General features: G+C 50.4%; 18 protein-coding genes, 1 tRNA gene and 1 pseudogene. 10 read left to right on the top strand and 10 right to left on the bottom strand.

All coding sequences use genetic code 11. The features are described 5' to 3' along the window. Window positions 1-1,005, bottom strand: a complete 1,005-nt coding sequence (argF, locus tag HBM92_RS21450; RefSeq protein WP_000012936.1) for an ornithine carbamoyltransferase — start codon at window positions 1,003-1,005, stop codon at window positions 1-3. Between the two features lie 161 nt (window positions 1,006-1,166). Between argF and rraB the strand changes: the two genes are divergently transcribed. Further along, complete coding sequence (gene rraB, locus HBM92_RS21445; RefSeq protein ID WP_000002950.1) at window positions 1,167-1,583, top strand: ribonuclease E inhibitor RraB; 417 nt, start codon at window positions 1,167-1,169, stop codon at window positions 1,581-1,583. A gap of 177 nt (window positions 1,584-1,760) precedes the next feature. On the opposite strand, the gene HBM92_RS21440 is transcribed toward rraB, so the two are convergent. Continuing rightward, window positions 1,761-2,183 (bottom strand): GNAT family N-acetyltransferase, encoded by a 423-nt coding sequence (locus HBM92_RS21440; protein WP_001103490.1) that lies wholly within the window; start codon window positions 2,181-2,183, stop codon window positions 1,761-1,763. Window positions 2,184-2,375: 192 nt separating this feature from the next. Here HBM92_RS21440 and HBM92_RS21435 point away from each other — a divergent pair, with 192 nt between their 5' ends. Further along, window positions 2,376-3,563, top strand: coding sequence for a YjgN family protein (locus tag HBM92_RS21435; protein ID WP_001000681.1), 1,188 nt, complete (start codon window positions 2,376-2,378; stop codon window positions 3,561-3,563). Between the two features lie 46 nt (window positions 3,564-3,609). On the opposite strand, the gene valS is transcribed toward HBM92_RS21435, so the two are convergent. The 3 genes from valS to pepA form a co-directional block, all read right to left on the bottom strand. Continuing rightward, complete coding sequence (valS, locus tag HBM92_RS21430; RefSeq protein WP_000416368.1) at window positions 3,610-6,465, bottom strand: valine--tRNA ligase; 2,856 nt, start codon at window positions 6,463-6,465, stop codon at window positions 3,610-3,612. Continuing rightward, complete coding sequence (gene holC / locus HBM92_RS21425; protein ID WP_000786398.1) at window positions 6,465-6,908, bottom strand: DNA polymerase III subunit chi; 444 nt, start codon at window positions 6,906-6,908, stop codon at window positions 6,465-6,467. The genes valS and holC overlap by 1 nt, the downstream gene beginning before the upstream one ends. Before the next feature lie 353 nt (window positions 6,909-7,261). Further along, a complete protein-coding gene (pepA, locus tag HBM92_RS21420; protein ID WP_000397144.1) occupies window positions 7,262-8,773 on the bottom strand; it encodes a leucyl aminopeptidase in 1,512 nt (503 codons plus the stop codon). Window positions 8,774-8,926: 153 nt separating this feature from the next. On the opposite strand from pepA, the gene ytgA reads away from it, so the two are divergent. The 3 genes from ytgA to lptG all read left to right on the top strand — a co-directional run bounded on the left by ytgA (window position 8,927) and on the right by lptG (window position 11,222). Further along, window positions 8,927-8,977, top strand: coding sequence for a protein YtgA (gene ytgA / locus HBM92_RS25525; RefSeq protein WP_211180521.1), 51 nt, complete (start codon window positions 8,927-8,929; stop codon window positions 8,975-8,977). 62 nt (window positions 8,978-9,039) lie between these two features. Beyond that, window positions 9,040-10,140 carry an LPS export ABC transporter permease LptF gene (gene lptF, locus HBM92_RS21415; protein WP_000584109.1) on the top strand — a complete coding sequence of 367 codons (1,101 nt, stop codon included), beginning with the start codon at window positions 9,040-9,042 and terminating at the stop codon, window positions 10,138-10,140. Then, window positions 10,140-11,222, top strand: coding sequence for an LPS export ABC transporter permease LptG (lptG, locus tag HBM92_RS21410; protein WP_001295681.1), 1,083 nt, complete (start codon window positions 10,140-10,142; stop codon window positions 11,220-11,222). The genes lptF and lptG overlap by 1 nt, the downstream gene beginning before the upstream one ends. Before the next feature lie 118 nt (window positions 11,223-11,340). Here lptG and HBM92_RS21405 read toward each other — a convergent pair whose 3' ends face one another. Together HBM92_RS21405 and ahr are read right to left on the bottom strand one after the other, a co-directional pair. Beyond that, complete coding sequence (locus tag HBM92_RS21405) at window positions 11,341-12,843, bottom strand: helicase HerA-like C-terminal domain-containing protein (protein WP_001332879.1); 1,503 nt, start codon at window positions 12,841-12,843, stop codon at window positions 11,341-11,343. Window positions 12,844-12,972: 129 nt separating this feature from the next. Beyond that, window positions 12,973-13,992 (bottom strand): NADPH-dependent aldehyde reductase Ahr, encoded by a 1,020-nt coding sequence (ahr, locus tag HBM92_RS21400; protein ID WP_000061768.1) that lies wholly within the window; start codon window positions 13,990-13,992, stop codon window positions 12,973-12,975. 195 nt (window positions 13,993-14,187) lie between these two features. On the opposite strand from ahr, the gene HBM92_RS21395 reads away from it, so the two are divergent. Continuing rightward, window positions 14,188-14,272 (top strand) — tRNA-Leu (locus tag HBM92_RS21395). Between the two features lie 90 nt (window positions 14,273-14,362). Beyond that, a complete protein-coding gene (locus tag HBM92_RS21390) occupies window positions 14,363-16,273 on the top strand; it encodes a site-specific integrase (RefSeq protein WP_000083138.1) in 1,911 nt (636 codons plus the stop codon). Between the two features lie 132 nt (window positions 16,274-16,405). On the opposite strand, the gene HBM92_RS21385 is transcribed toward HBM92_RS21390, so the two are convergent. Further along, window positions 16,406-16,738: an NIPSNAP family protein gene (locus tag HBM92_RS21385; protein WP_001261095.1), complete on the bottom strand. Its 333-nt coding sequence runs from the start codon at window positions 16,736-16,738 to the stop codon at window positions 16,406-16,408. A gap of 1,005 nt (window positions 16,739-17,743) precedes the next feature. Next, window positions 17,744-18,210, bottom strand: a pseudogene (locus tag HBM92_RS21380) (DUF1643 domain-containing protein). A 192-nt stretch (window positions 18,211-18,402) separates the two neighbouring features. On the opposite strand from HBM92_RS21380, the gene HBM92_RS21375 reads away from it, so the two are divergent. Both HBM92_RS21375 and HBM92_RS21370 read left to right on the top strand, forming a co-directional pair. Then, the gene (locus HBM92_RS21375; protein WP_000190110.1) at window positions 18,403-18,963 is read left to right on the top strand and encodes a recombinase family protein; all 561 of its coding nucleotides are present in this window, start codon (window positions 18,403-18,405) and stop codon (window positions 18,961-18,963) included. Between the two features lie 13 nt (window positions 18,964-18,976). Next, a complete protein-coding gene (locus tag HBM92_RS21370; RefSeq protein ID WP_000331917.1) occupies window positions 18,977-19,822 on the top strand; it encodes a hypothetical protein in 846 nt (281 codons plus the stop codon). 60 nt (window positions 19,823-19,882) lie between these two features. Here HBM92_RS21370 and HBM92_RS21365 read toward each other — a convergent pair whose 3' ends face one another. Next, window positions 19,883-20,377 carry a membrane protein gene (locus HBM92_RS21365; RefSeq protein WP_000145203.1) on the bottom strand — a complete coding sequence of 165 codons (495 nt, stop codon included), beginning with the start codon at window positions 20,375-20,377 and terminating at the stop codon, window positions 19,883-19,885. 240 nt (window positions 20,378-20,617) lie between these two features. Here HBM92_RS21365 and HBM92_RS21360 point away from each other — a divergent pair, with 240 nt between their 5' ends. Beyond that, entirely contained in the window at window positions 20,618-21,082 is a 465-nt protein-coding gene (locus HBM92_RS21360; protein ID WP_000749342.1) for a helix-turn-helix domain-containing protein, read from the top strand. The last annotated feature ends 151 nt before the right edge of the window (window positions 21,083-21,233 follow it).

Below are 21,233 nucleotides of genomic sequence, written 5' to 3'. Positions count from 1 at the left end.
TTATTTTGCTAATGTAGCGACCATAACAGCTTTTATGGTGTGCATCCGGTTTTCTGCCTGGTCAAAGACAATACTTGCCGGAGATTCAAAGACTTCATCGGTGACTTCCATTCCACCATACAGACCGAATTCTGCGGCCATTTTTTTACCCAGCGTGGTTTGCTCATCATGAAATGCAGGCAGACAGTGGAGGAACTTAACCTGCGAATTACCGGTCAGGGCCATCATTTTGCTATTCACCTGATAGTCACGCAGCAGGGCAATACGCTCCGCCCATTTCTCTTTGGGCTCACCCATCGATACCCAGACATCGGTATAGATAAAGTCTGCACCTTTAACCCCAGAGGCGATATCTTCCGTCAAGGTGATTTTACCCCCGTGTTTTTGTGCCAGAGCACTGCATTCGGCGACCAGCGCAGCTTCCGGCCAGCATGCCTGTGGCGCGACCAGACGCAAATCCAGACCGGTAAGCGCCGCAGCTTCGAGCATCGAATTGCCCATGTTGTTACGCGCGTCACCTGCATAGACCAGCGTCATTTCGTTGAATGCTTTGCCGGGCAAATGCTCCTGCATGGTGAGGAGATCCGCCAGCAGCTGCGTGGGGTGGAACTCATTGGTCAGGCCGTTCCATACTGGCACGCCAGCGTATTCCGCCAGTGTTTCGACAATCTCCTGACCATAGCCGCGATACTGAATACCGTCATACATGCGACCAAGCACGCGGGCAGTGTCTTTAATCGACTCTTTGTGACCAATCTGGCTGCCGCTTGGGCCGAGATAAGTAACGCGAGCACCCTGGTCATATGCGGCAACTTCGAAAGAGCATCGGGTACGGGTCGAGTCTTTTTCGAAGATGAGCGCGATGTTTTTGCCAGTGAGTCTGGCTTCTTCTTTACCGCTTTTCTTATCGGCTTTCAGCTTCGCGGCTAACTGCAACAAGCTGTTGAGTTCAGCTGGCGTGAAATCGAGTAATTTCAGGAAATGCTTATGATAAAACCCGGACATAGATCCCTCCTGTGGCTAACGCCTTAATGAATTAAAATTCAATCTATATGGATGATTATTCATTTGCAAGTCTAAAGCATAAATCTTTGTCACAAAGGTGGAGGCAATGTCAGTGGTGTGTGACAATAAGAGTATCGGCAGGACATTAAGAGGAATGAGCCATGGCAAACCCGGAACAACTGGAAGAACAGCGTGAAGAAACACGTTTGATTATTGAAGAATTACTGGAAGATGGCAGCGATCCGGACGCGCTGTACACCATCGAACACCATCTTTCCGCAGACGATCTGGAAACCCTGGAAAAAGCAGCAGTTGAAGCGTTTAAACTCGGTTACGAAGTGACCGATCCAGAAGAGCTGGAAGTTGAAGATGGTGACATCGTGATTTGCTGCGACATCCTCAGCGAGTGTGCGTTGAATGCCGACCTGATCGATGCCCAGGTTGAACAACTGATGACGCTGGCGGAGAAATTTGACGTTGAGTACGACGGTTGGGGCACTTACTTTGAAGATCCTAACGGCGATGACGGCGACGATGAAGATTTTGTCGATGAAGACGATGACGGTATTCGTCACTAATTAAGCGTTGACGACAAAGGCTGCGTTACCTGATGCGCTACGCATTTCAGGCCCAGGTAGTTCCTGCAACCTGGTGAATTTGTAGCCCGGATAAGGCATTTACGTCACATCCAGCATACTCAAAAAGTACGTGGTTAATGTTCGAATGCCCGCGAGTCTAAGCTCGCGGGCATTTTTTCAAAGTTTGCGTAGCATCCGTACTTCACAATCGACATGACCCGTGCAGCCAAGCGCATAGTCGATATGCTCAAAGCCCAAATGCTCATAAAGCGCAATGGCTTCCTTTAAAAAAGCGGTCGTTTCCAGATAGCAGCGTTTGAAACCCATTTCTCGCGCCTGCTCCATTGCCATTAAGGCCAGTTTTTTTGCCAGCCCTTTGCCGCGGATAGCCGGAAGAAAATACATCTTTTGCAGTTCGCAAATGTCTGACTCACTCCCGGTTAATGGCGCAATCCCACCGCCGCCGACCACTTCACCCTCGTACTCAACCACCCAATATGCGTGGCCAGGCTGACTATACACTTGATACAGCTCGTCAAGGTTCGGATCGGCGACGGTAAGTTTGCGCAAACGGAGTGCGGGAGAAGCGACAACATTCATAGCATAGCTCAATTTCAAATGTATGATTTATAGCTCACTTTAATACCACCCTCGCTTAGGTGGTGCAAGAAGAAGATAAATCAGAAAATATTACGCATATCTCTCTGAGATAAAGCGTATTCTAGGCGAACCAGTATCAATTGACTGGAATTATTATCGGTATGAATGGAATTTATTTTAGGGATATAGTTCATGAATGATGTAAACATCGGGAAAGATAATTCTCGGCACTCGTTTGTTTTCACAGGCAAAGGTGGTGAGTATTTTCTTATTTGTCTTGTGAATTTTTTACTGACAATTATTACTCTGGGAATATATGGACCGTGGGCATTGATAAAATGCCGTCGTTATATTTATCAACATGTGACACTCAAGGGGCAACCATTTAGTTATAAGGGAACAGGTGGTGCCATTTTTGTTAGCATGTTACTTATTGTGGTGGTTTATCTTCTCAGTATTTCTTGTTTTGCAGGTCAACACTTTGCGCTCGGTTTATTCCTGTTTGCTCTCTTGATCTGCGGTATTCCTTGTATGGCAGTGAAGAGTCTGCAGTATCAGGCGAACATGACCTCACTGAATGACATTCGCTTTGGCTTTAACTGCTCAATGATGCGTGCATGGTGGGTTATGCTAGGACTGCCTGTTCTGTTGGCGTTAGTTTTTTGGTTCGCACTGTATCTTATTGCGCAAGTGACGACATCGATAGGAGGCTTATTCTTTAACTTAGTCGCATTAAGTTTGCTTTCTGCCATCGGGCTAGGTGTTGTCCATGGTATAACCTATAGTAAATGGATGCCATTGCTGGGTAATAATGCAACTTTTGGCATTCATAAGTTTTCTATTCAGGTAAACGTAAAAGAATGCATTAAAGGTTGCATGCTCGCAATATTAACCATGGTTCCTTTCATCATTGTGATTGGTATTATGATCGCACCAGTATTCCAGCAGTTAATGATGATGACCATGTTGGGTGGGTCTGATGCTGGCAGTGAGTTTGTATTACAATATTACCCGCAGATTATGGCTTCTTATTTCCTGTATTTTGTCGCGATCCTTGTTTTTGCCAGTTATCTCTATGTCACGTTACGCAATCTGTTTTTGAATAATCTGACGCTGGCAAATGGGACAATTCGTTTTCATTCATCTGTTACCGCGATCGGTATGCTTCTGCGCATGTTGGCGGTATTAATGGGGTCCTCAATTACCTGTGGTCTGGCTTATCCCTGGCTGAAAATGTGGATGGTTAGCTGGATTGCTAACAATACCCATGTCCAGGGCGACCTTGATTCGCTGGAGTTAACCAATGATGACAAACCGCAGGATAGCGGTTCGTTAATGTGGATATCTCGCGGTATTATGCCGTATGTTCCGTTTATCTAAATAAAAAGGCCGGAGCATGCTCCGGCCTTCGTTTTCACTATGAGTATTACAGCGCGGCGATAACAGCCTGCTGTTCAATCAGCTTCGCTTTCGCTTCTGCGTAGCCTTCCAGCTTCTCACGCTCTTTCGCGATGACCGCTTCCGGTGCGCGGGCGACAAAGCCTTCGTTCGCCAGCTTGTTCTCAATACGGCTGATTTCGCCTTCGATCTTCGCTACTTCTTTCGCCAGACGTGCCAGCTCATCTTCTTTGTTGATGAGGCCTGCCATCGGGATCAGCAGTTCTGCGCCGTCGACGATCTTTGTAACGGAAACCGGACCTTTATCATCAGCAGGCAGCACGGTGATGCTTTCCAGACGCGCCAGCGTTTGCAGGAAGCCGCGGTTTTCATTTACGCGACGTTCTGCATCCGCGCTGCAACCACGCAGCAGCAGCTCCAGCGGTTTACCCGGCGCGATGTTCATTTCTGCACGGATGTTACGTACAGCAACGATCGCCTGTTTCAGCCACTCGGTGTCGGCCAGTGCCGCTTCATCAACCTGAGACGCATCGTACTGCGGGAACGGCTGCAGCATGATGGTGTCGGCAGTGATACCGCAAAGTACTTTCACACGCTGCCAGATGGTTTCGGTGATGAACGGAATGATCGGATGCGCGAGGCGCAGCAGACCTTCCAGTACAGTCACCAGCGTATGGCGAGTACCGCGCAGTTCGGCTTCTGTTCCACCGTTCATTACCGGCTTGGTCAGCTCCAGATACCAGTCACAGAACTGGTTCCAGGTGAATTCATACAGAATGCCTGCGGCGATATCGAAGCGGAAGCTGTCCAGCGCTTCGCGGTACGCTTTGATGGTCTGGTTGAACTCCGCCAGAATCCAGCGATCCGCCAGCGACAGCGTCATTTCACCGCCGTTGAAGCCGCAATCCTGACCTTCCGTGTTCATCAGCACAAAACGGCTGGCGTTCCACAGCTTGTTACAGAAGTTACGGTAGCCTTCCAGACGCTTCATATCCCAGTTGATGTCACGACCGGTAGAAGCCAGCGCCGCCAGGGTGAAGCGCAGCGCGTCAGTACCGTGCGGCTCAATGCCGTTCGGGAACTGCTTCTCGGTGCGCTTACGGATTTTGTCCGCCAGCTGCGGCTGCATCATATTGCCGGTACGTTTTTCCAGCAGTTCCGGCAGCGAAATACCGTCAACCATATCCAGTGGGTCAATCACGTTACCTTTGGATTTGGACATCTTCTGGCCTTCGTCATCACGAATCAGGCCGGTCATGTAAACGGTGTGGAACGGCACCTGCGGTTTGCCATTTTCATCTTTGATGAAGTGCATGGTCATCATGATCATGCGGGCAATCCAGAAGAAGATGATGTCGAAGCCGGATACCATCACGCTGGTTGGGTGGAACTGGCGCAGTGCGTCGGTGTTTTCCGGCCAGCCGAGCGTGGAGAAGGTCCACAGCGCGGAGGAGAACCAGGTGTCGAGAACGTCTTCATCCTGACGCAGCGCAACATCAGCACCGAGGTTATTTTCTTTACGCACTTCGTCTTCGTTGCGGCCAACATAAACATTACCCGCTTCGTCATACCATGCCGGGATACGGTGACCCCACCATAGCTGACGAGAGATACACCAGTCCTGAATATCGCGCATCCAGGAGAAATACATGTTTTCGTACTGCTTCGGTACGAACTGAATGTCGCCGTTCTCAACCGCTTCAACCGCTGGTTTCGCCAGTACATCGGCACGAACGTACCACTGGTCGGTCAGCATCGGTTCGATAACCACGCCGCCACGGTCGCCGTAAGGAACGGTCAGGTCGTGCGGTTTGATCTCTTCCAGCAGGCCGAGTGCGTCAACCGCAGCAACGACCGCCTTACGTGCAGCAAAACGCTCCAGTTTCTGGAACTCTGCCGGGATTTCGCTGGAATAAATGTCAGATTCGTTACCTTTGGTATCGAACACCTGGGCGCTTTCACGGATATCGCCGTCAAAGGTCAGGATGTTGATCATCGGCAGGGCGTGACGTTTACCGACTTCATAGTCGTTAAAGTCGTGCGCTGGGGTGATCTTCACGCAGCCGGTGCCTTTTTCCATGTCGGCGTGTTCGTCGCCAACGATCGGAATACGACGGTTAACCAGCGGCAGAATGACATATTTGCCAATCAGATCTTTATAACGCGGATCTTCCGGGTTAACGGCCACGCCAGTATCGCCCAGCAGGGTTTCCGGACGGGTAGTCGCAACCACCAGATAATCTTTACCGTCTGCGGTTTTCGCGCCGTCAGCCAGCGGATAGCGGATGTGCCACATCGAACCTTTCGATTCGCGGTTTTCCACTTCCAGGTCGGAGATAGCGGTGCGCAGTTTCGGGTCCCAGTTTACCAGGCGTTTGCCACGGTAAATCAGGTCTTCTTTATACAGACGAACGAAAACTTCTTTCACCGCATTGGACAGGCCTTCGTCCATCGTGAAGCGTTCACGCTCCCAGTCGACGGAGTTGCCGAGACGGCGCATCTGACGGGTAATCGTGCCGCCGGATTCCGCTTTCCATTCCCAGATTTTGTCGATGAAAGCTTCGCGGCCGTAGTCGTGACGGGTTTTACCTTCTTCTGCGGCAATCTTGCGCTCAACGACCATCTGGGTAGCGATCCCGGCGTGGTCAGTACCGACCTGCCACAGGGTGTTTTTGCCCTGCATGCGCTGATAGCGGATCATGGTATCCATGATGGTTTGCTGGAAGGCGTGACCCATATGCAAACTGCCGGTGACGTTCGGCGGCGGGATCATGATGCAGAAACTTTCCTGGCTTTCATCGCCATTAGGCTTAAAGTAGCCCTGCTTTTCCCAGTGCTCGTAAAGCGGCTGTTCGATATCTTGTGGGTTATATGTCTTTTCCATTATTTCCAGGTTGCCGTATTCAGGTTGAAACCAGCCACGCGGTAGGCTTTATAGCGTTCGCGCGCCAGTTGTTTCAGAGAATCTTCATAAGGAACGAAGTCTACCACTTCTGTGAAAGCGGTGGCAAAATCTGCAAAGCATGTTCGCAGACTAATCAATATATCGCGCGGGCTGCTGCTGCGTTTTTGCGGCCAGGCGATCTCCACCGGCGCACCGCCACGCGGTCCTTCTCCCGCTAAATTATGCGGAACAAAGCTTTCTGCCGGACGCGCCCACAGGGCTTCATCCAGCCGGTAAGCCTGCTTTTCATCTTCACAGGCGATGAGCACGCGCTTACCGCTGCGCCAACGTTCTGCGGCAATTTCACACACCAGTTGCTCAACGGCGCTTAAGCCATCGACGGTGGTGTCATTGTCCAGAAGGTAGAACGTCGCGTTTTTCATAAATGGGGCTTCTTGTGGTGGATTTAAATACGCATCAGGTATACACCGCAGCGCCTGATGCGACGCTGTTGTGTCTTATCAGGCCTACGAGTTCAGTGCTGTGTGTAGGTCGGATAAGGCGCTCACGCCGCATCCGACAATAACAGCATTGCCTGATGCGACGCTGTTGTGTCTTATCAGGCCTACGAGTTCGGTGCTGTGTAGGTCGGATAAGGCGTTCATGCCGCATCCGACAATAACAGCATTGCCTGATGCGACGCTTGCGCGTCTTATCAGGCCTACGAGTTCAGTGCTGTGTAGGTCGGATAAGGCGTTCACGCCGCATCCGGCAATAACAGCCTTGCCTGACGCAATTACTCTTCGCCGTTAAACCCAGCGCGGTTCAACAGGAACTGTGCCAGCAACGCTACCGGACGACCGGTTGCGCCTTTTGCTTTACCAGAACGCCAGGCGGTTCCGGCGATATCCAGGTGCGCCCAGTTGTACTTACGGGTAAAGCGCGACAGGAAGCAACCTGCGGTAATCGCCCCACCAGGACGACCGCCAATGTTCGCCATATCGGCAAAATTGGACTCCAGCTGTTCCTGATACTCGTCACCCAGCGGTAAGCGCCATGCGCGGTCACCGGATTGTTCAGACGCGGCAATCAGTTCATGGGCCAGCGGATTATGGTTCGCCATCAGACCGGTAATGTGATGACCCAGCGCGATCACGCAGGCACCGGTCAGCGTCGCCACGTCAATCACCGCTTCCGGCTCAAAACGCTCAACGTAAGTTAACACGTCGCACAGTACCAGGCGGCCTTCAGCGTCAGTATTCAGCACTTCAACGGTTTGACCGGACATGGTGGTTAACACATCGCCCGGACGATAGGCTCGTCCGCCAGGCATGTTTTCGCAGCCTGCCAACACGCCGATAACGTTAATCGGCAGTTGTAGCTCCGCGACCATACGCATCACACCGTAAACCGCTGCCGCACCGCACATATCGTACTTCATCTCATCCATGCCTTCTGAAGGCTTGATCGAGATACCGCCGGAGTCGAAGGTTAAACCTTTACCCACCAGCACGATTGGGCGTGCATCTTCCGACGCGTTGCCTTTGTACTCAATCACCGACATCAGCGATTCGTTCTGCGAACCCTGACCGACCGCCAGATAGGAATGCATCCCCAGCTCTTTCATCTGCTGTTCGCCGATAACGCGGGTGATAACATTCTTGCTGTAGCTGTCAGCCAGCTGGCGCGCTTGTGAAGCGAGGTAAGCGGCGTTACAGATATTCGGTGGCATATTGCCGAGATCTTTCGCGGCTTTAATCCCGGCGGCAATCGCCAGACCGTGCTGGATCGCGCGCTCACCGCTGGTCAGTTCACGGCGGGTCGGCACGTTGAACACCATTTTACGCAGCGGACGACGCGGTTCGCTCTTGTTCGTTTTCAGCTGATCGAAACTGTAGAGCGTTTCTTTTGCCGTCTCGACAGCCTGACGCACTTTCCAGTAGTTGTTACGGCCTTTAACGTGCAGTTCAGTCAGAAAGCAGACCGCTTCCATTGAGCCAGTATCATTCAGCGTATTAATGGTTTTCTGAATAACCTGCTTGTACTGACGCTCATCCAGCTCACGTTCTTTGCCGCAACCAATAAGGAGAATTCGCTCGGAAAGTACATTCGGAACATGGTGCAGCAACAATGTCTGCCCCGGTTTTCCTTCCAGTTCGCCCCGACGTAGCAGGGCGCTGATGTACCCATCGCTGATTTTATCGAGCTGTTCTGCAATCGGAGAAAGGCGACGTGGTTCGAAGACGCCCACGACGATGCAGGCACTCCGCTGTTTCTCCGGGCTACCGCTTTTTACACTAAACTCCATGCACTACGCTCCTGAATCTTAAAGACAACGGCGGTGGCTACAGATAGAATTGCAAGCTTTCGTAACTCATGTCCGCTGTTGCGATGACTTCGTGTTAATCTTAACGTTATTACGGCATTGGCACGTCAGAACAAAATCTGAGAGGTGAATCCGTTGAGTATAATTATCTTAGCGACGATTTCGACGACTCAAGAGAATAAATGACGTTTAAGCCATGAAACAAGCTAAAATCCTGCAAAAGACGAGTTTTTACGGGCGTATTTAAAGTGATAATCATAAGATATCTGGTGCGGGAGACGCTCAAAAGCCAGCTGGCGATACTCTTCATCTTGCTTTTGATCTTCTTCTGTCAAAAGTTAGTGAGGATCCTCGGCGCAGCGGTTGACGGCGATATTCCGGCGAATCTGGTGCTCTCCCTTCTCGGGTTGGGCGTGCCGGAAATGGCGCAGCTTATCCTGCCATTAAGCCTGTTCCTCGGGCTGCTGATGACGCTGGGCAAACTGTATACCGAAAGTGAAATTACGGTAATGCATGCCTGCGGCCTGAGCAAAGCGGTTCTGGTGAAAGCGGCAATGATCCTTGCGGTATTCACGGCAATCGTCGCGGCGGTTAACGTGATGTGGGCGGGACCGTGGTCATCGCGTCATCAGGATGAAGTGTTAGCAGAAGCGAAAGCGAACCCTGGCATGGCGGCGCTGGCGCAAGGGCAATTCCAGCAAGCGACTAATGGCAGCTCGGTGCTGTTCATCGAAAGCGTTGACGGCAGCGATTTCAAAGATGTGTTCCTCGCACAAATTCGACCAAAAGGTAATGCACGTCCTTCTGTGGTGGTGGCCGATTCCGGACATTTAACCCAGCTGCGCGACGGCTCCCAGGTCGTCACTCTCAACCAGGGAACGCGCTTCGAAGGCACTGCACTGTTACGTGATTTCCGCATTACGGATTTCCAGGATTATCAGGCGATCATTGGTCACCAGGCGGTGGCGCTCGACCCGAACGATACCGACCAGATGGACATGTGCACATTGTGGAACACTGACACCGATCGTGCTCGCGCAGAACTGAACTGGCGTATCACGTTGGTATTCACCGTGTTTATGATGGCACTTATGGTCGTACCGCTGAGCGTGGTTAACCCACGTCAGGGACGCGTACTGTCGATGCTGCCAGCCATGCTGCTGTATCTACTTTTCTTCCTGATCCAGACCTCCCTGAAATCGAACGGCGGTAAAGGTAAGCTGGACCCGACGCTGTGGATGTGGACCGTTAACCTGATTTATCTGGCTTTGGCGATTGTTCTCAACCTTTGGGACACCGTGCCGGTCCGCCGCCTGCGCGCCAGTTTTTCGCGTAAAGGAGCGGTGTGATGCAACCTTTTGGCGTACTTGACCGCTATATCGGTAAAACTATTTTCACCACCATCATGATGACGCTGTTCATGCTGGTGTCGCTGTCGGGCATTATCAAATTTGTCGATCAGTTGAAAAAAGCCGGGCAGGGGAGTTACGACGCGTTAGGCGCAGGAATGTATACCTTGCTGAGCGTGCCGAAAGATGTGCAAATCTTCTTCCCGATGGCGGCTCTGCTTGGGGCGTTGCTTGGTCTTGGGATGCTGGCGCAGCGCAGCGAACTGGTGGTGATGCAGGCTTCTGGTTTTACCCGTATGCAGGTGGCGCTGTCGGTGATGAAAACCGCCATTCCGCTGGTCTTGCTGACGATGGCGATTGGCGAATGGGTCGCGCCGCAGGGCGAGCAGATGGCGCGTAACTACCGTGCGCAGGCGATGTACGGCGGCTCGTTGCTCTCTACCCAGCAAGGCTTATGGGCGAAAGATGGCAACAACTTCGTCTACATTGAGCGGGTTAAAGGTGACGAAGAGTTAGGTGGCATCAGCATTTATGCCTTTAACGAAAATCGTCGTCTGCAATCCGTACGCTATGCCGCTACTGCGAAGTTTGACCCGGAACATAAAGTCTGGCGTCTGTCGCAGGTTGATGAATCTGATCTGACCAATCCGAAACAGATCACCGGTTCGCAGACGGTGAGCGGCACCTGGAAAACCAACCTCACGCCAGACAAACTGGGCGTGGTGGCGCTGGACCCGGATGCACTCTCAATCAGCGGTTTGCACAACTACGTGAAGTATCTGAAGTCGAGCGGTCAGGATGCCGGACGTTATCAGCTCAATATGTGGAGCAAAATCTTCCAGCCGCTATCCGTGGCGGTGATGATGCTGATGGCGCTGTCGTTCATCTTTGGCCCACTGCGTAGCGTACCGATGGGCGTGCGTGTGGTCACCGGTATCAGCTTCGGTTTTGTCTTCTACGTACTGGACCAGATCTTCGGCCCGCTGACGTTGGTTTACGGCATCCCGCCGATTATCGGCGCACTGTTGCCAAGCGCCAGCTTCTTCTTAATCAGCCTGTGGCTGTTAATGAGAAAATCGTAACCAAGCAAGGGAGCGAAAGCTCCCTTTCACATTGTTGATAAAGTCAAATACGAGTTCGATCGGTCCCCTCGCCCCTTTGGGGAGAGGGTTAGGGTGAGGGGGACAGATCGCGCCTGACTTACCTTCTTCTCCCTCCCAGCAAACTCCCCAACATCCCGCGTACAATCTGATTCGTCACCTGGCGAGCGGCGCTTTTGGCCATTGTCTGCACCACACCATCTTTCTTCCCGCCGCGTGGTCCGGTAGTGCCGAACAAAATATCCTTCAATCCACCAAGAATGCCGTCATCTACCGCTATCTCTTTCCCTTTCGCTGGAGGATTATTTTGCTGTTCAATACTCGCCTGTACGCCTTTTTGCAACATCTCATAGGCGGATTCCCGGTCCACGTCATCCTCGTACTTGCCATACACCGGGGAGTGGTTAATCAAGCCATTGCGCTCATCTTCCGTCACCGGTCCCATCCGCGAACAAGGCGCAATCACCATCGCCCGTTCCACCACAGAAGGACTTCCTTTTGCATCGAGAAACGAGATTAACGCCTCGCCGGTCCCCAGTTCCTGGATTGCCTTTTCGGTATCAAACGCCGGATTGGCCCGCATGGTTTGCGCCGCAGCTTTTACCGCTTTCTGATCTTTTGGCGTAAAAGCCCGCAAAGCGTGCTGAACGCGATTACCGAGCTGGCCGAGCACATTATCCGGAATATCAGACGGGTTTTGCGAAACGAACCAGACGCCCACGCCTTTTGAGCGAATAAGCCTTATCACCTGCTCAATCTTATCCAGCAGTACCTGCGGTGCATCGTTAAACAGCAGATGTGCTTCGTCGAAGAAAAACACCAGTTTTGGCTTCTCCAGATCGCCCGCTTCCGGCAATTGTTCATACAACTCTGAAATCATCCACAGCAGGCTGGCGGCGTACAGTTTCGGCATCTGATAAAGCTTCTCGGCGCTGAGGATATTAATAACGCCTTTACCGTTGGCATCGGTGCGCATCAAGTCTTTGATATCCAGCATCGGCTCACCAAAGAAGTGTGCTGCGCCTTGCTGTTCCAGCGACAACAGCCCGCGCTGGATGGCACCAACCGATGCGCTACTGATATTTCCGTACTGATTCTGGAAAGATTTGGCGTTATCGCCGATGTACTGGGTAATCGCCCGCAGATCTTTAAAGTCGAGCAGTAACAGCCCCTGATCGTCAGCAATTCGGAAGATGATATTCAGCACGCCAGATTGCACATCGTTGAGATTCAACAGCCGCGCCAGCAACAGCGGCCCCAGATCCGAAACCGTCGCCCGCACCGGATGGCCTTTCTCGCCAAAGATATCCCACACCACCACCGGATTAGCATGCGGTTGCCAGTCATTTACGCCGATATTTTTAAGCCTTGCGAGCAGTTTTTCCGACGCCGTTCCTGCCTGCGCGATACCGGTCAGATCGCCTTTCACATCGGCCATAAACACCGGCACGCCGATTTCCGATAGAGACTCCGCCAGTTTTTGCAGCGTGACAGTTTTACCCGTCCCCGTTGCGCCAGTAATCAGCCCGTGACGGTTAGCCATTCCCGGCAGTAAAAACAGTTCTGTGTCCGGCGTGCGGGCAATTAACAGGGGTTCGCTCATGAGATTTCCTCCAGTTTCCTGCCTGGAGTATAGGCAACGGCTGTGCACTCTTCACCGCTAAATTCAGCAGATTGCGAGACGCCTTCCAAAGAGATTTAAGTGCCGGGCGACAGGCTCCCGGCAAAGGGATCAGAAGTCGGCTTTCAGGACCACGCGGTAGCGCGCTTTACCATCGCGTACATGCTGGATGGCGTCGTTAATTTTCGACATCGGGAACAGTTCGGTGGTCGGCGCAACCTTGCTGCGGGCGGCAAAACGCATCAGCTTACGCAGCTCATAAGGCGTGCCGGTAGCAGAACCAGAGATGCTGCGGTCGCCCGCAATTAACGTAAAGGCCGGAACAGACAGCGGCGTGAGAACCGCACCGACCGTATGGAAATTACCGCCATAGGTCAGCGCCTCAAAATAAGGCTGCCAGTCGAGGCTGACGTTCACAGTATTGATAATGAGATCAAACTGCCCCGACAGGGCTTTCAGTGCCTGCGGATCGCGGCTATTCACCACTTTATCGGTACCCATCGCCAGTACTTCCTGCTCTTTCGCCGGATTAGAACTAAAGGCCGTCACCTCGCATCCCATTGCGTGCAGAAGTTTTATAGCGATATGCCCCAGCCCGCCAATACCAATTACCCCAACGCGGCTGGTAGCAGTGATATGGTGCATCAACAGTGGTTTAAAGACCGTGATACCGCCGCACAACAGCGGCCCGGCGGACTCGATATCAATATTTTCTGGCAGTGGAATCACCCATTGCCAGTCCGCACGCAACTTCTCGGCAAAGCCACCGCGATTCATAATCGTCGGCACCGCACCTTGCTCGCAGTTGATCTGATTACCGCTAATACAGGTGTCGCAGTGACCACAGCTACGCGCCGTCCAGCCAATCCCGACACGCTGACCGACCTGCAAACCTTTATCCTGCGCGGCGCTCCCGAGTGCCACCACGCGCCCAATCACCTCATGCCCGGCAACCAGCGGATATTGTGAAAATCCCCATTCGTTATCGATCATCGACAGATCGGAATGACAAATCCCGCAGTAATCCACCTGCACTTCAACATCTTGTGGCTTCAGCTCACCGGGATCGTACTCATAAACTTCCAGTTCGCCGCCCGCTTCTTTTGCGGCATAGCTTTTTATCATCGACATTTTTGGGTCCTTCTCTGGTGTTGTTTGGGAAGTGTAGAGCATGGCAGGGCGGGGTGCCTGGAGTGTGACAAAGGTTACATATCGCTGAGTGTAATGCTGAAAATTTCAGCACTTAGCGAGGTGGGTGCAAGCTGGCGCTTGCATGGTGGCGTGCGACAGGTATAATCCACAACGTTTTCCGCATACCTCTTCAGTGCCGAAGTGGCGAAATCGGTAGACGCAGTTGATTCAAAATCAACCGTAGAAATACGTGCCGGTTCGAGTCCGGCCTTCGGCACCAAGTCTTATCTAAGTCGTTGTTTTAAAACAATTTAATCCATAATTTTGCTTGAAATCGCGTAGCCCCTCTTACAAAAGGGTATACGAGGCGATGTCTCAGCGATATAAACTCTATCGTCGAACCAGCGGCATTTATGTTGTCCGCATTAGCATTCCCCAACGTTTTCGTCGATACGCAGGACAGTGTGAGATTCATACTTCAACAGGCACTCACGATCTTCATGAAGCAAAGCAGAAGTCCGCGCTCCTGTTGGCGGTCTGGTATCAGACCTTACAAGAGTATGAACAATTGGATTATCGAACTTTAAGTGACTGCGCCCCGCTGCTTGCTGGTGAGGGTATGATCTCGCTTTCTAACTTTGCTCAGTCAGTTGAGTTGCCTGTTGCGCAATTAATACAGGCGGTGATGAACCGTAATCTGCCCGTATTCTGGCTGGCGACGGGGCAGGCTGGCTTTTATGTTGCAGCGCTCTCTGAGGCTGAGCTAGACCCGCTTGATGGCAGTTACGTTCTTAATTATGGCGAAGAGAAGGGTATCGAGGGGGTTGCTAAAGGCTATCTGCAACTCACTGCGCAACCAGCACATTTACGTAACATTATTAGCGACGGTTATTCAGAAGCTTCGGTGTTCAAAACTGCCGGAAGCGACGCTAAAGGCGGTTGGTTTTTCACCTCCGGTTGGCCGGTAATTAAACCCGATACGCTTTTGATCAATAAAGTCCATGCAGAAAGCCTAAGGCTTGATTGGCTGGCTAAGACCACGCCTCCAGTCGCTAGTGTTCATCCTACCGTGCCTCTTGCCGCTCCTGCCCCTACTATCGATAACGAGTATGTTAATCGAAAGTATTACACTAAGAATCTGTCGTGGTTATGCTCTGAATATCTAAAGCATCGGCGCAAGGGCAAGGTATCGGAGTCGGCTATAAGTGATATCCGTAACTATTTCAGCTTTATGATCGAAGCGATGGGTGACATTCAGTTGGAAGATTTTGATCGCGATTTCCTCCGGGCTTATGAGAGCAAACTGCGCACGATCCCAGCAAACCGTAATTTAGTCAAAGCTAAATATGGAGTGAAAACGCTGGATCAGTTAATCGCCAAAGCGGCAGAATGCGGCGATAAATTGATGACTGAGGAATCCGTTAGGAAGTATATCAACGGCATTTATGGTGCAATGAAGTGGGCTGTTGCTGACGGTAAGCTACTGAAATCGCCATGCGAAAACTTTTTTCCATCCGATGATAAAGATGAGCGAGATCAGGATCACACTGACATATTTGAACCGCATGAAATTAAAGCGATTTTTTCGTTACCGTGGTTTGAGGCTGGAACTGTTGAACGCAATGCGCAAGGGCGATTCCATCAATATTGCCCGTTTAACTATTGGGCACCTTTGCTGGGCTTGATGACGGGGGCGCGAGTTAATGAAATCGCTCAGTTACTGCTGAGTGATGTTCTGGCAGACGACGGCGTCTATTATTTGAACCTTGAAAGCGATAATGAAAGCGGAAAGAAACTCAAAAATGCTAATGCTCGCCGCAAGATTCCGCTCCATTCAAAGCTGATTAGTCTCGGTTTCATCGACTACGTGAACGCCTTAAAAGATGCAGGGTATACCCGTCTCTTCCCGGAGCTTAAACCACATAAAACAAAAGGCTATGGTAGGCCAGTTTCCGCATGGTTCAATGAATCGTTGCTTGCGGGGCGGTTGAAACTCGAGAGGAACAGAAGCAAATCTTTCCATTCTTTTCGCCACTCAGTTTCGACTTTGCTCAAGGAGAAGGGCGTTAGCTCAGAATTACGAGCGCAGCTACTTGGGCATGTGCGCGGCGAAACTGAAACGGAAGTGCGATATAGCAAAGACCTCAAACCAATTCATATGATTGAAGTCGTGGAGAAAATTGATTTTTCGTTACCTGATATAGCGGAATTCAACATTCCTGACGGGCTGGATGCTGTCAGAGATGCGTTGCGAAGAAAGCGTGGCAAACAAACAGGTTGAATCAGTTACTATTCAGTTGAGTGATGCTTGAATGCGCTGGGACGCTTCCTGGCGCATTTTTTATTAAGGGTGGTGGATTTCATAGTGCTGAATTTGGAGACGCTCAAAACACGTTTGGTGAAACTTGATGACCTACGATTGCACCCGCAGCCCTTCTACGCTTTCTGATGGTAGATTTATCACTGTTTTAATGCTGGCCTCTATGTTGCCAATGATGTCTTCGCGCGGGCCGCTGCGCCAGTCATCGCTTGCGTAAAAAGCGTCGAGAACCGTAGTCATGCTTTTAGGGCTGACAAAGGCGCGAATCAGGTAATAGCAGTCCGGGTCATGCAGAGAGTTACCAAACGAAACAACATCGATCCCGTGGCGTTGGTGTAGGGGAACACTGATTTCCTGCATAATGGCGTGAAAAGCGGCACCGCTGCCTTTGCGTAAGGTGTATTGCAGTATCTCGACGGTTCTCAAAGCATTATCTCCGCGTCGCCTCTGGACGGCTCCCTTGTTGATAGCAATAAAGTAAACCGGACTGGGCCATGAAGCTACTGCTAATCAGACAGTCATCCGTAAGCAAAAGCTGCGATATGCGGTTCAAACGCGCTGTAAGGCTCTCTGGCGAGTGTTTTAAAGAAGGTAGTCGAAATCATGGTGCAGAATTCGCGGCGCTCTCATAGAGTGACTGGCGAAGCCAGTTGAAACAAGCGTAGCGGAGTTCGAGCAATCAATGAGAAATCTGGGCGAGCTTTAAGCTTTACCGCGCTTCTTAACTTTTGAGTCTGTTTGGCTCTATAAGGATAAGCCTGCCGCCGTGGAAATTTTCGGACGCTATGCCTGAGAGGGGCGCTTCCAAACCTAGGGCATCCACTTTTTCGCTCCCAACTTATCTGGCTGCATTTACACCGCGAACACGTTGAACGTTAGCAGCTTCTGGTTCGTATTTGGTTGTTACGCAGGAGAGGTAAAAACGGCAGGTTTACTTTTGACGGCAACGCCATAAGACACCAAACAGCAGAGAAGTGTAATTGTTAAAAATGTTAAAACATAACTTGTTCTTTAAGATGTAAACCCTTCCTCGGGGGGGAAGCCGGACATATCAACCATAAGGCCATCTGAGAAGATAGCCTGTAGGTTGCTCGGTTCCCCTTGCCAGATGAAGATCAAGTCTTCCTCGTGGTGTGACGACCTTTCTTGAAAGATGCATTATGCGCAAAAGAAGCTACTCAAGAATCCGCCGATAGCTACTTTCACCCTCTGCTTGGCTGCATCAAACGCTTGCGCGCCCTACCTACCACAATCAACGTTACGCAGAGTTCCCATCCTGACGTCTTCCGCTAAACAGCGGTGATCTCCACCTACCCGGACCGGTTTACCGCATGAGGTAGGTGTCAGGAGAGAAGCTAGCACACCATCATTTTAAAGAAAAGTCATATATATCATATGGCTGCGTTCATATTCTGAACGCAGTTATCGATGTTAACCTAAAGGTATGAGAACACTGTCGTTTTTCATATACAAAGGGTGCTTCGGCTCACCTGTAGCGTTTAAGACGAAGCACATTGTGCTCTCTGGCAATAGCTGTCGGACGGTCGTTGAGCGTTTGAGGTGTCTTCCTTCATTTCCCCATGCGGCGACAACCAGTCCGGCACCGCTAACAAGACGTATCAAGTGGCTATCGTTATCTTTGCCAATGGGATCAGACGCTTTCATCATTTCATGTCGCTGGGTGTGAACGAATGCGAACAGGTTGGCCATGTATACGCCACCGTAGCCCCAGCTTTTGGCAAACGATATGCAGCGGCTCAAGGTGCGATCATCCTTCTCAGCATCGGCGTATGAAGGGTTTAGCCCTATGAAAAGGGCATATGGTTTTGATTCGTCCCAGACTCGTGATAACGAGTAGCGATATTGACCGCACGGTGAAAAATCGCGTCTTTAATCATTTCGGTTGTCCTTATGAAGTGATGGTTTCAGCCTAACATGTCTTTATCCGTTTTAAGCGCCAACAAACGACCGTTTTCTGGCACCTCCCAATCGCACGCTTTCACACTGTTGGAAAAATAGCCTTGGCTTTTCTGGCAGGCCATCCTAATGTTGGCCTCGTTTTCTGGCAGGGGTCAGATGGGGAGATAACAATGGCAACTTTTGGCTACGGACGTGTTTCGACATCGCAGCAGGATACTGAGAACCAACGGCTGGAGCTTGGGCAGGCTGGGTGGCAAATTGATTACTGGTTTGCCGATGTTGTTAGCGGGAAGGTTCCGGCAATGCAACGTAAAGCATTTTCTGAAATGCTCAATAAAATCCGCGATGGTGAAACGTTGGTGGTAGCGAAGCTTGATCGTCTGGGGCGTGATGCGATTGACGTCTTGCAAACGGTAAGGGCGCTGGCTGACCGTAATATCAAGGTTCTTGTCCACCAGCTTGGTAACACAGATCTCACTTCTGCCGCTGGGAAGTTGCTATTATCTATGCTCGCCGCGGTTGCGGAGATGGAGCGTGATCTGCTGATTGAGCGCACTCAGGCGGGACTATCACGAGCAAAAGCCGAAGGTAAGAAATTGGGCAGACCTCCTAAAATCGCGTCAGAAGCCCGTAGAGAGATTTTAGAGAAAAAGAATAGCGGTTTGAGTATCAGTGCGTTAGCGCGTCAATATGGCGTTTCAAGAGCGACTGTAGCAGCTATTACCGATTGAATATGGAGAGTTTATGGCTTACACAGCAACTGTTATCCCTGTAATGATTGCTTCTCCTGGTGATGTCGCTGAAGAGAGACAAGTCATTCGTGAAATGATCCATGAGTGGAATGATATAAATTCAGCTCGTTCAAAAGTAATGTTGACACCAATTGGATGGGAAACTCATACATCACCCGAATTAGGAGTTAGGCCTCAGGAGTTGATTAATCAAAGATTATTAGTAGATTGTGATTTATTAATCGGTGTGTTTTGGACTCGTCTAGGCTCACCGACTGGGAACGAGGCCAGCGGAACAGTCGAAGAAATCCACCGTCATTTGAATGCGGGAAAACCGGCAATGATTTACTTTTCCTCAAAGCCTGTTGCCCCTGAAAGCCTTGATAGAGAACAATATGAGTCTCTTAAATTGTTCAAAACTGAGTGCATGCAAAAGGGATTGATAGAGTCTTTTAATGACTTATCTGATTTCAAAGAAAAAGTCCGTAGGCAACTTTCGATAATTATTTCTAGTAGCCCTTATTTGTCTTCTCTTATATCTACCATTAACAATTCTCCTGATGCGAATACAAGTCAATCTTTGCCAGAAAGTAATTTGTCCGCCGATGCACTCAGTTTGCTGAAATTAGCATGTGTCGATGATAGCGGAACAATTTATGTGATAAGGCATTTAGGTGGCACGGATATTCAAGCGGGAAATCAATCCTTTGGTGGAAGTTCGGCTAGAGAGGTAGCCCGTTGGGAGGGCGCACTTAACGAACTGTTATCCTTTGATTTTGTGATTGAAAGAGGGGCAAAAGGACAAATGTATTATGTTACTCATAAAGGCTGGACATTTCTTGAATCTTTAAATGAATAATTAAATGCGAGGTCATTACATAAGTTTATTTTTGATGTTAGGGTGAATTCCCTCACATTTTTATTCGAAAGAGGCCGCAATGACTTCTCCTGTTTTTGCGTTGAAAACACAAAAGTATTGAAGCGGAGCTAGCATCCCCAAGCTGTTAACTACCTTAGCTTGTTGCCCAAATGCCTGAATAATCTTCGCGTTCTCATCGTGCCAGAGATAAGTATTAAATACAGGCGCTTCGCTTTCTTGCCACACATGGCGAAACTTCGCTTTCTCATCCATTACCTTTTTGCACTCCCTGACCGGGTTATGGTGCGTTTTCGCATAGCATTCCGGGTTGTCATCTGCACATACGATATCTTTTCGTGCTGTCTGATGCTCAGCACCTACAGCAGAAAAGGCGCATACGCCCAGCACCAATGAGAGAGTGCCCAGAGCACCCCATACAGTTGCGCGTAGCGTGCTGATGTGCTGCTTTGATACAGCATGGGCAACTACACTATAACTGGCCCAGCTAATCGCGGCTCCCGCTGCAATCGGTAATAAAAAGTCTGCTCCCGTCATGATTCCCTCACTTTCCAAACCACATCGCGCCTGATAGCGAACGCTGGTGACGCCCAACCGATGATGATCATCATACTTGTTGGGTTTTAAATGTCACCATTGGTGTTTGTTTTGAATCAAAAAGGATTGTCATGATACAGCCGATGAATGCTAGTGACTAAGCTCGCTGAAGTGAGATTGGATTCAAAATATCTCATATGGAGCGTGGCCTTACAGTGGTCAAAATTGCACATTCAGTGCATGAAAAAATCCCTGAGAATACAGTTTGGCGAGCGGGTAAAAGAACTGCGCATTGCCACCGGATTGAGCCAAGAGGCCTTTGCCGATCGGTGCGGGTTTGCACGTAGTTATATGAGCAGAATTGAACGTGGTGGCTCTAATGCGTCTCTGGATGCGATTGAGGTGCTGGCTAACGCTCTGAGCGTTGAGCCGTGGCAGTTGTTAGCGCCTGGCCCATCTGAAGATAACGACTCGGAACTGTTGGTTCCATACGCAGCCGATGGTTCCTGTTTTCACCCCGGTTTGGCGAGCACCCGTGATGGTTCGTTTGGCGTAGGTGATAAAGCGGCTCAGAAGCGTTTTGGCACGTTTGCTGAAGCTCTTGAGTATCTTCGTAGCATGGAGACAGCAAAATGGCGTAGGCCTAATCCTAGCGGCAACTGGGGTATCGTATCAGCGGTTCGGTGGGACAAACTGAGAAAGTAGCTCAAGTGTAAGTTTATGAATTTTTATGCTGTATGGATGAACAGTATTCATTAGATGCTGATAGTCTTATGTTTCATCAGCCCTTTGTTTCTATAAGAGTGAATAAAACAGCAAAATGCGGGTGCGTTACGGTGGCGTTTCGCTTTGGCTC

The sequence above is a fragment of the Escherichia sp. E.sYA108 genome, assembly GCF_011754335.1.
Taxonomy (GTDB): Bacteria; Pseudomonadota; Gammaproteobacteria; order Enterobacterales; family Enterobacteriaceae; genus Escherichia; species Escherichia coli.
Note: the sequence above shows the minus strand (reverse complement) of the source record. Positions and strands in the feature narration are given on the sequence as shown.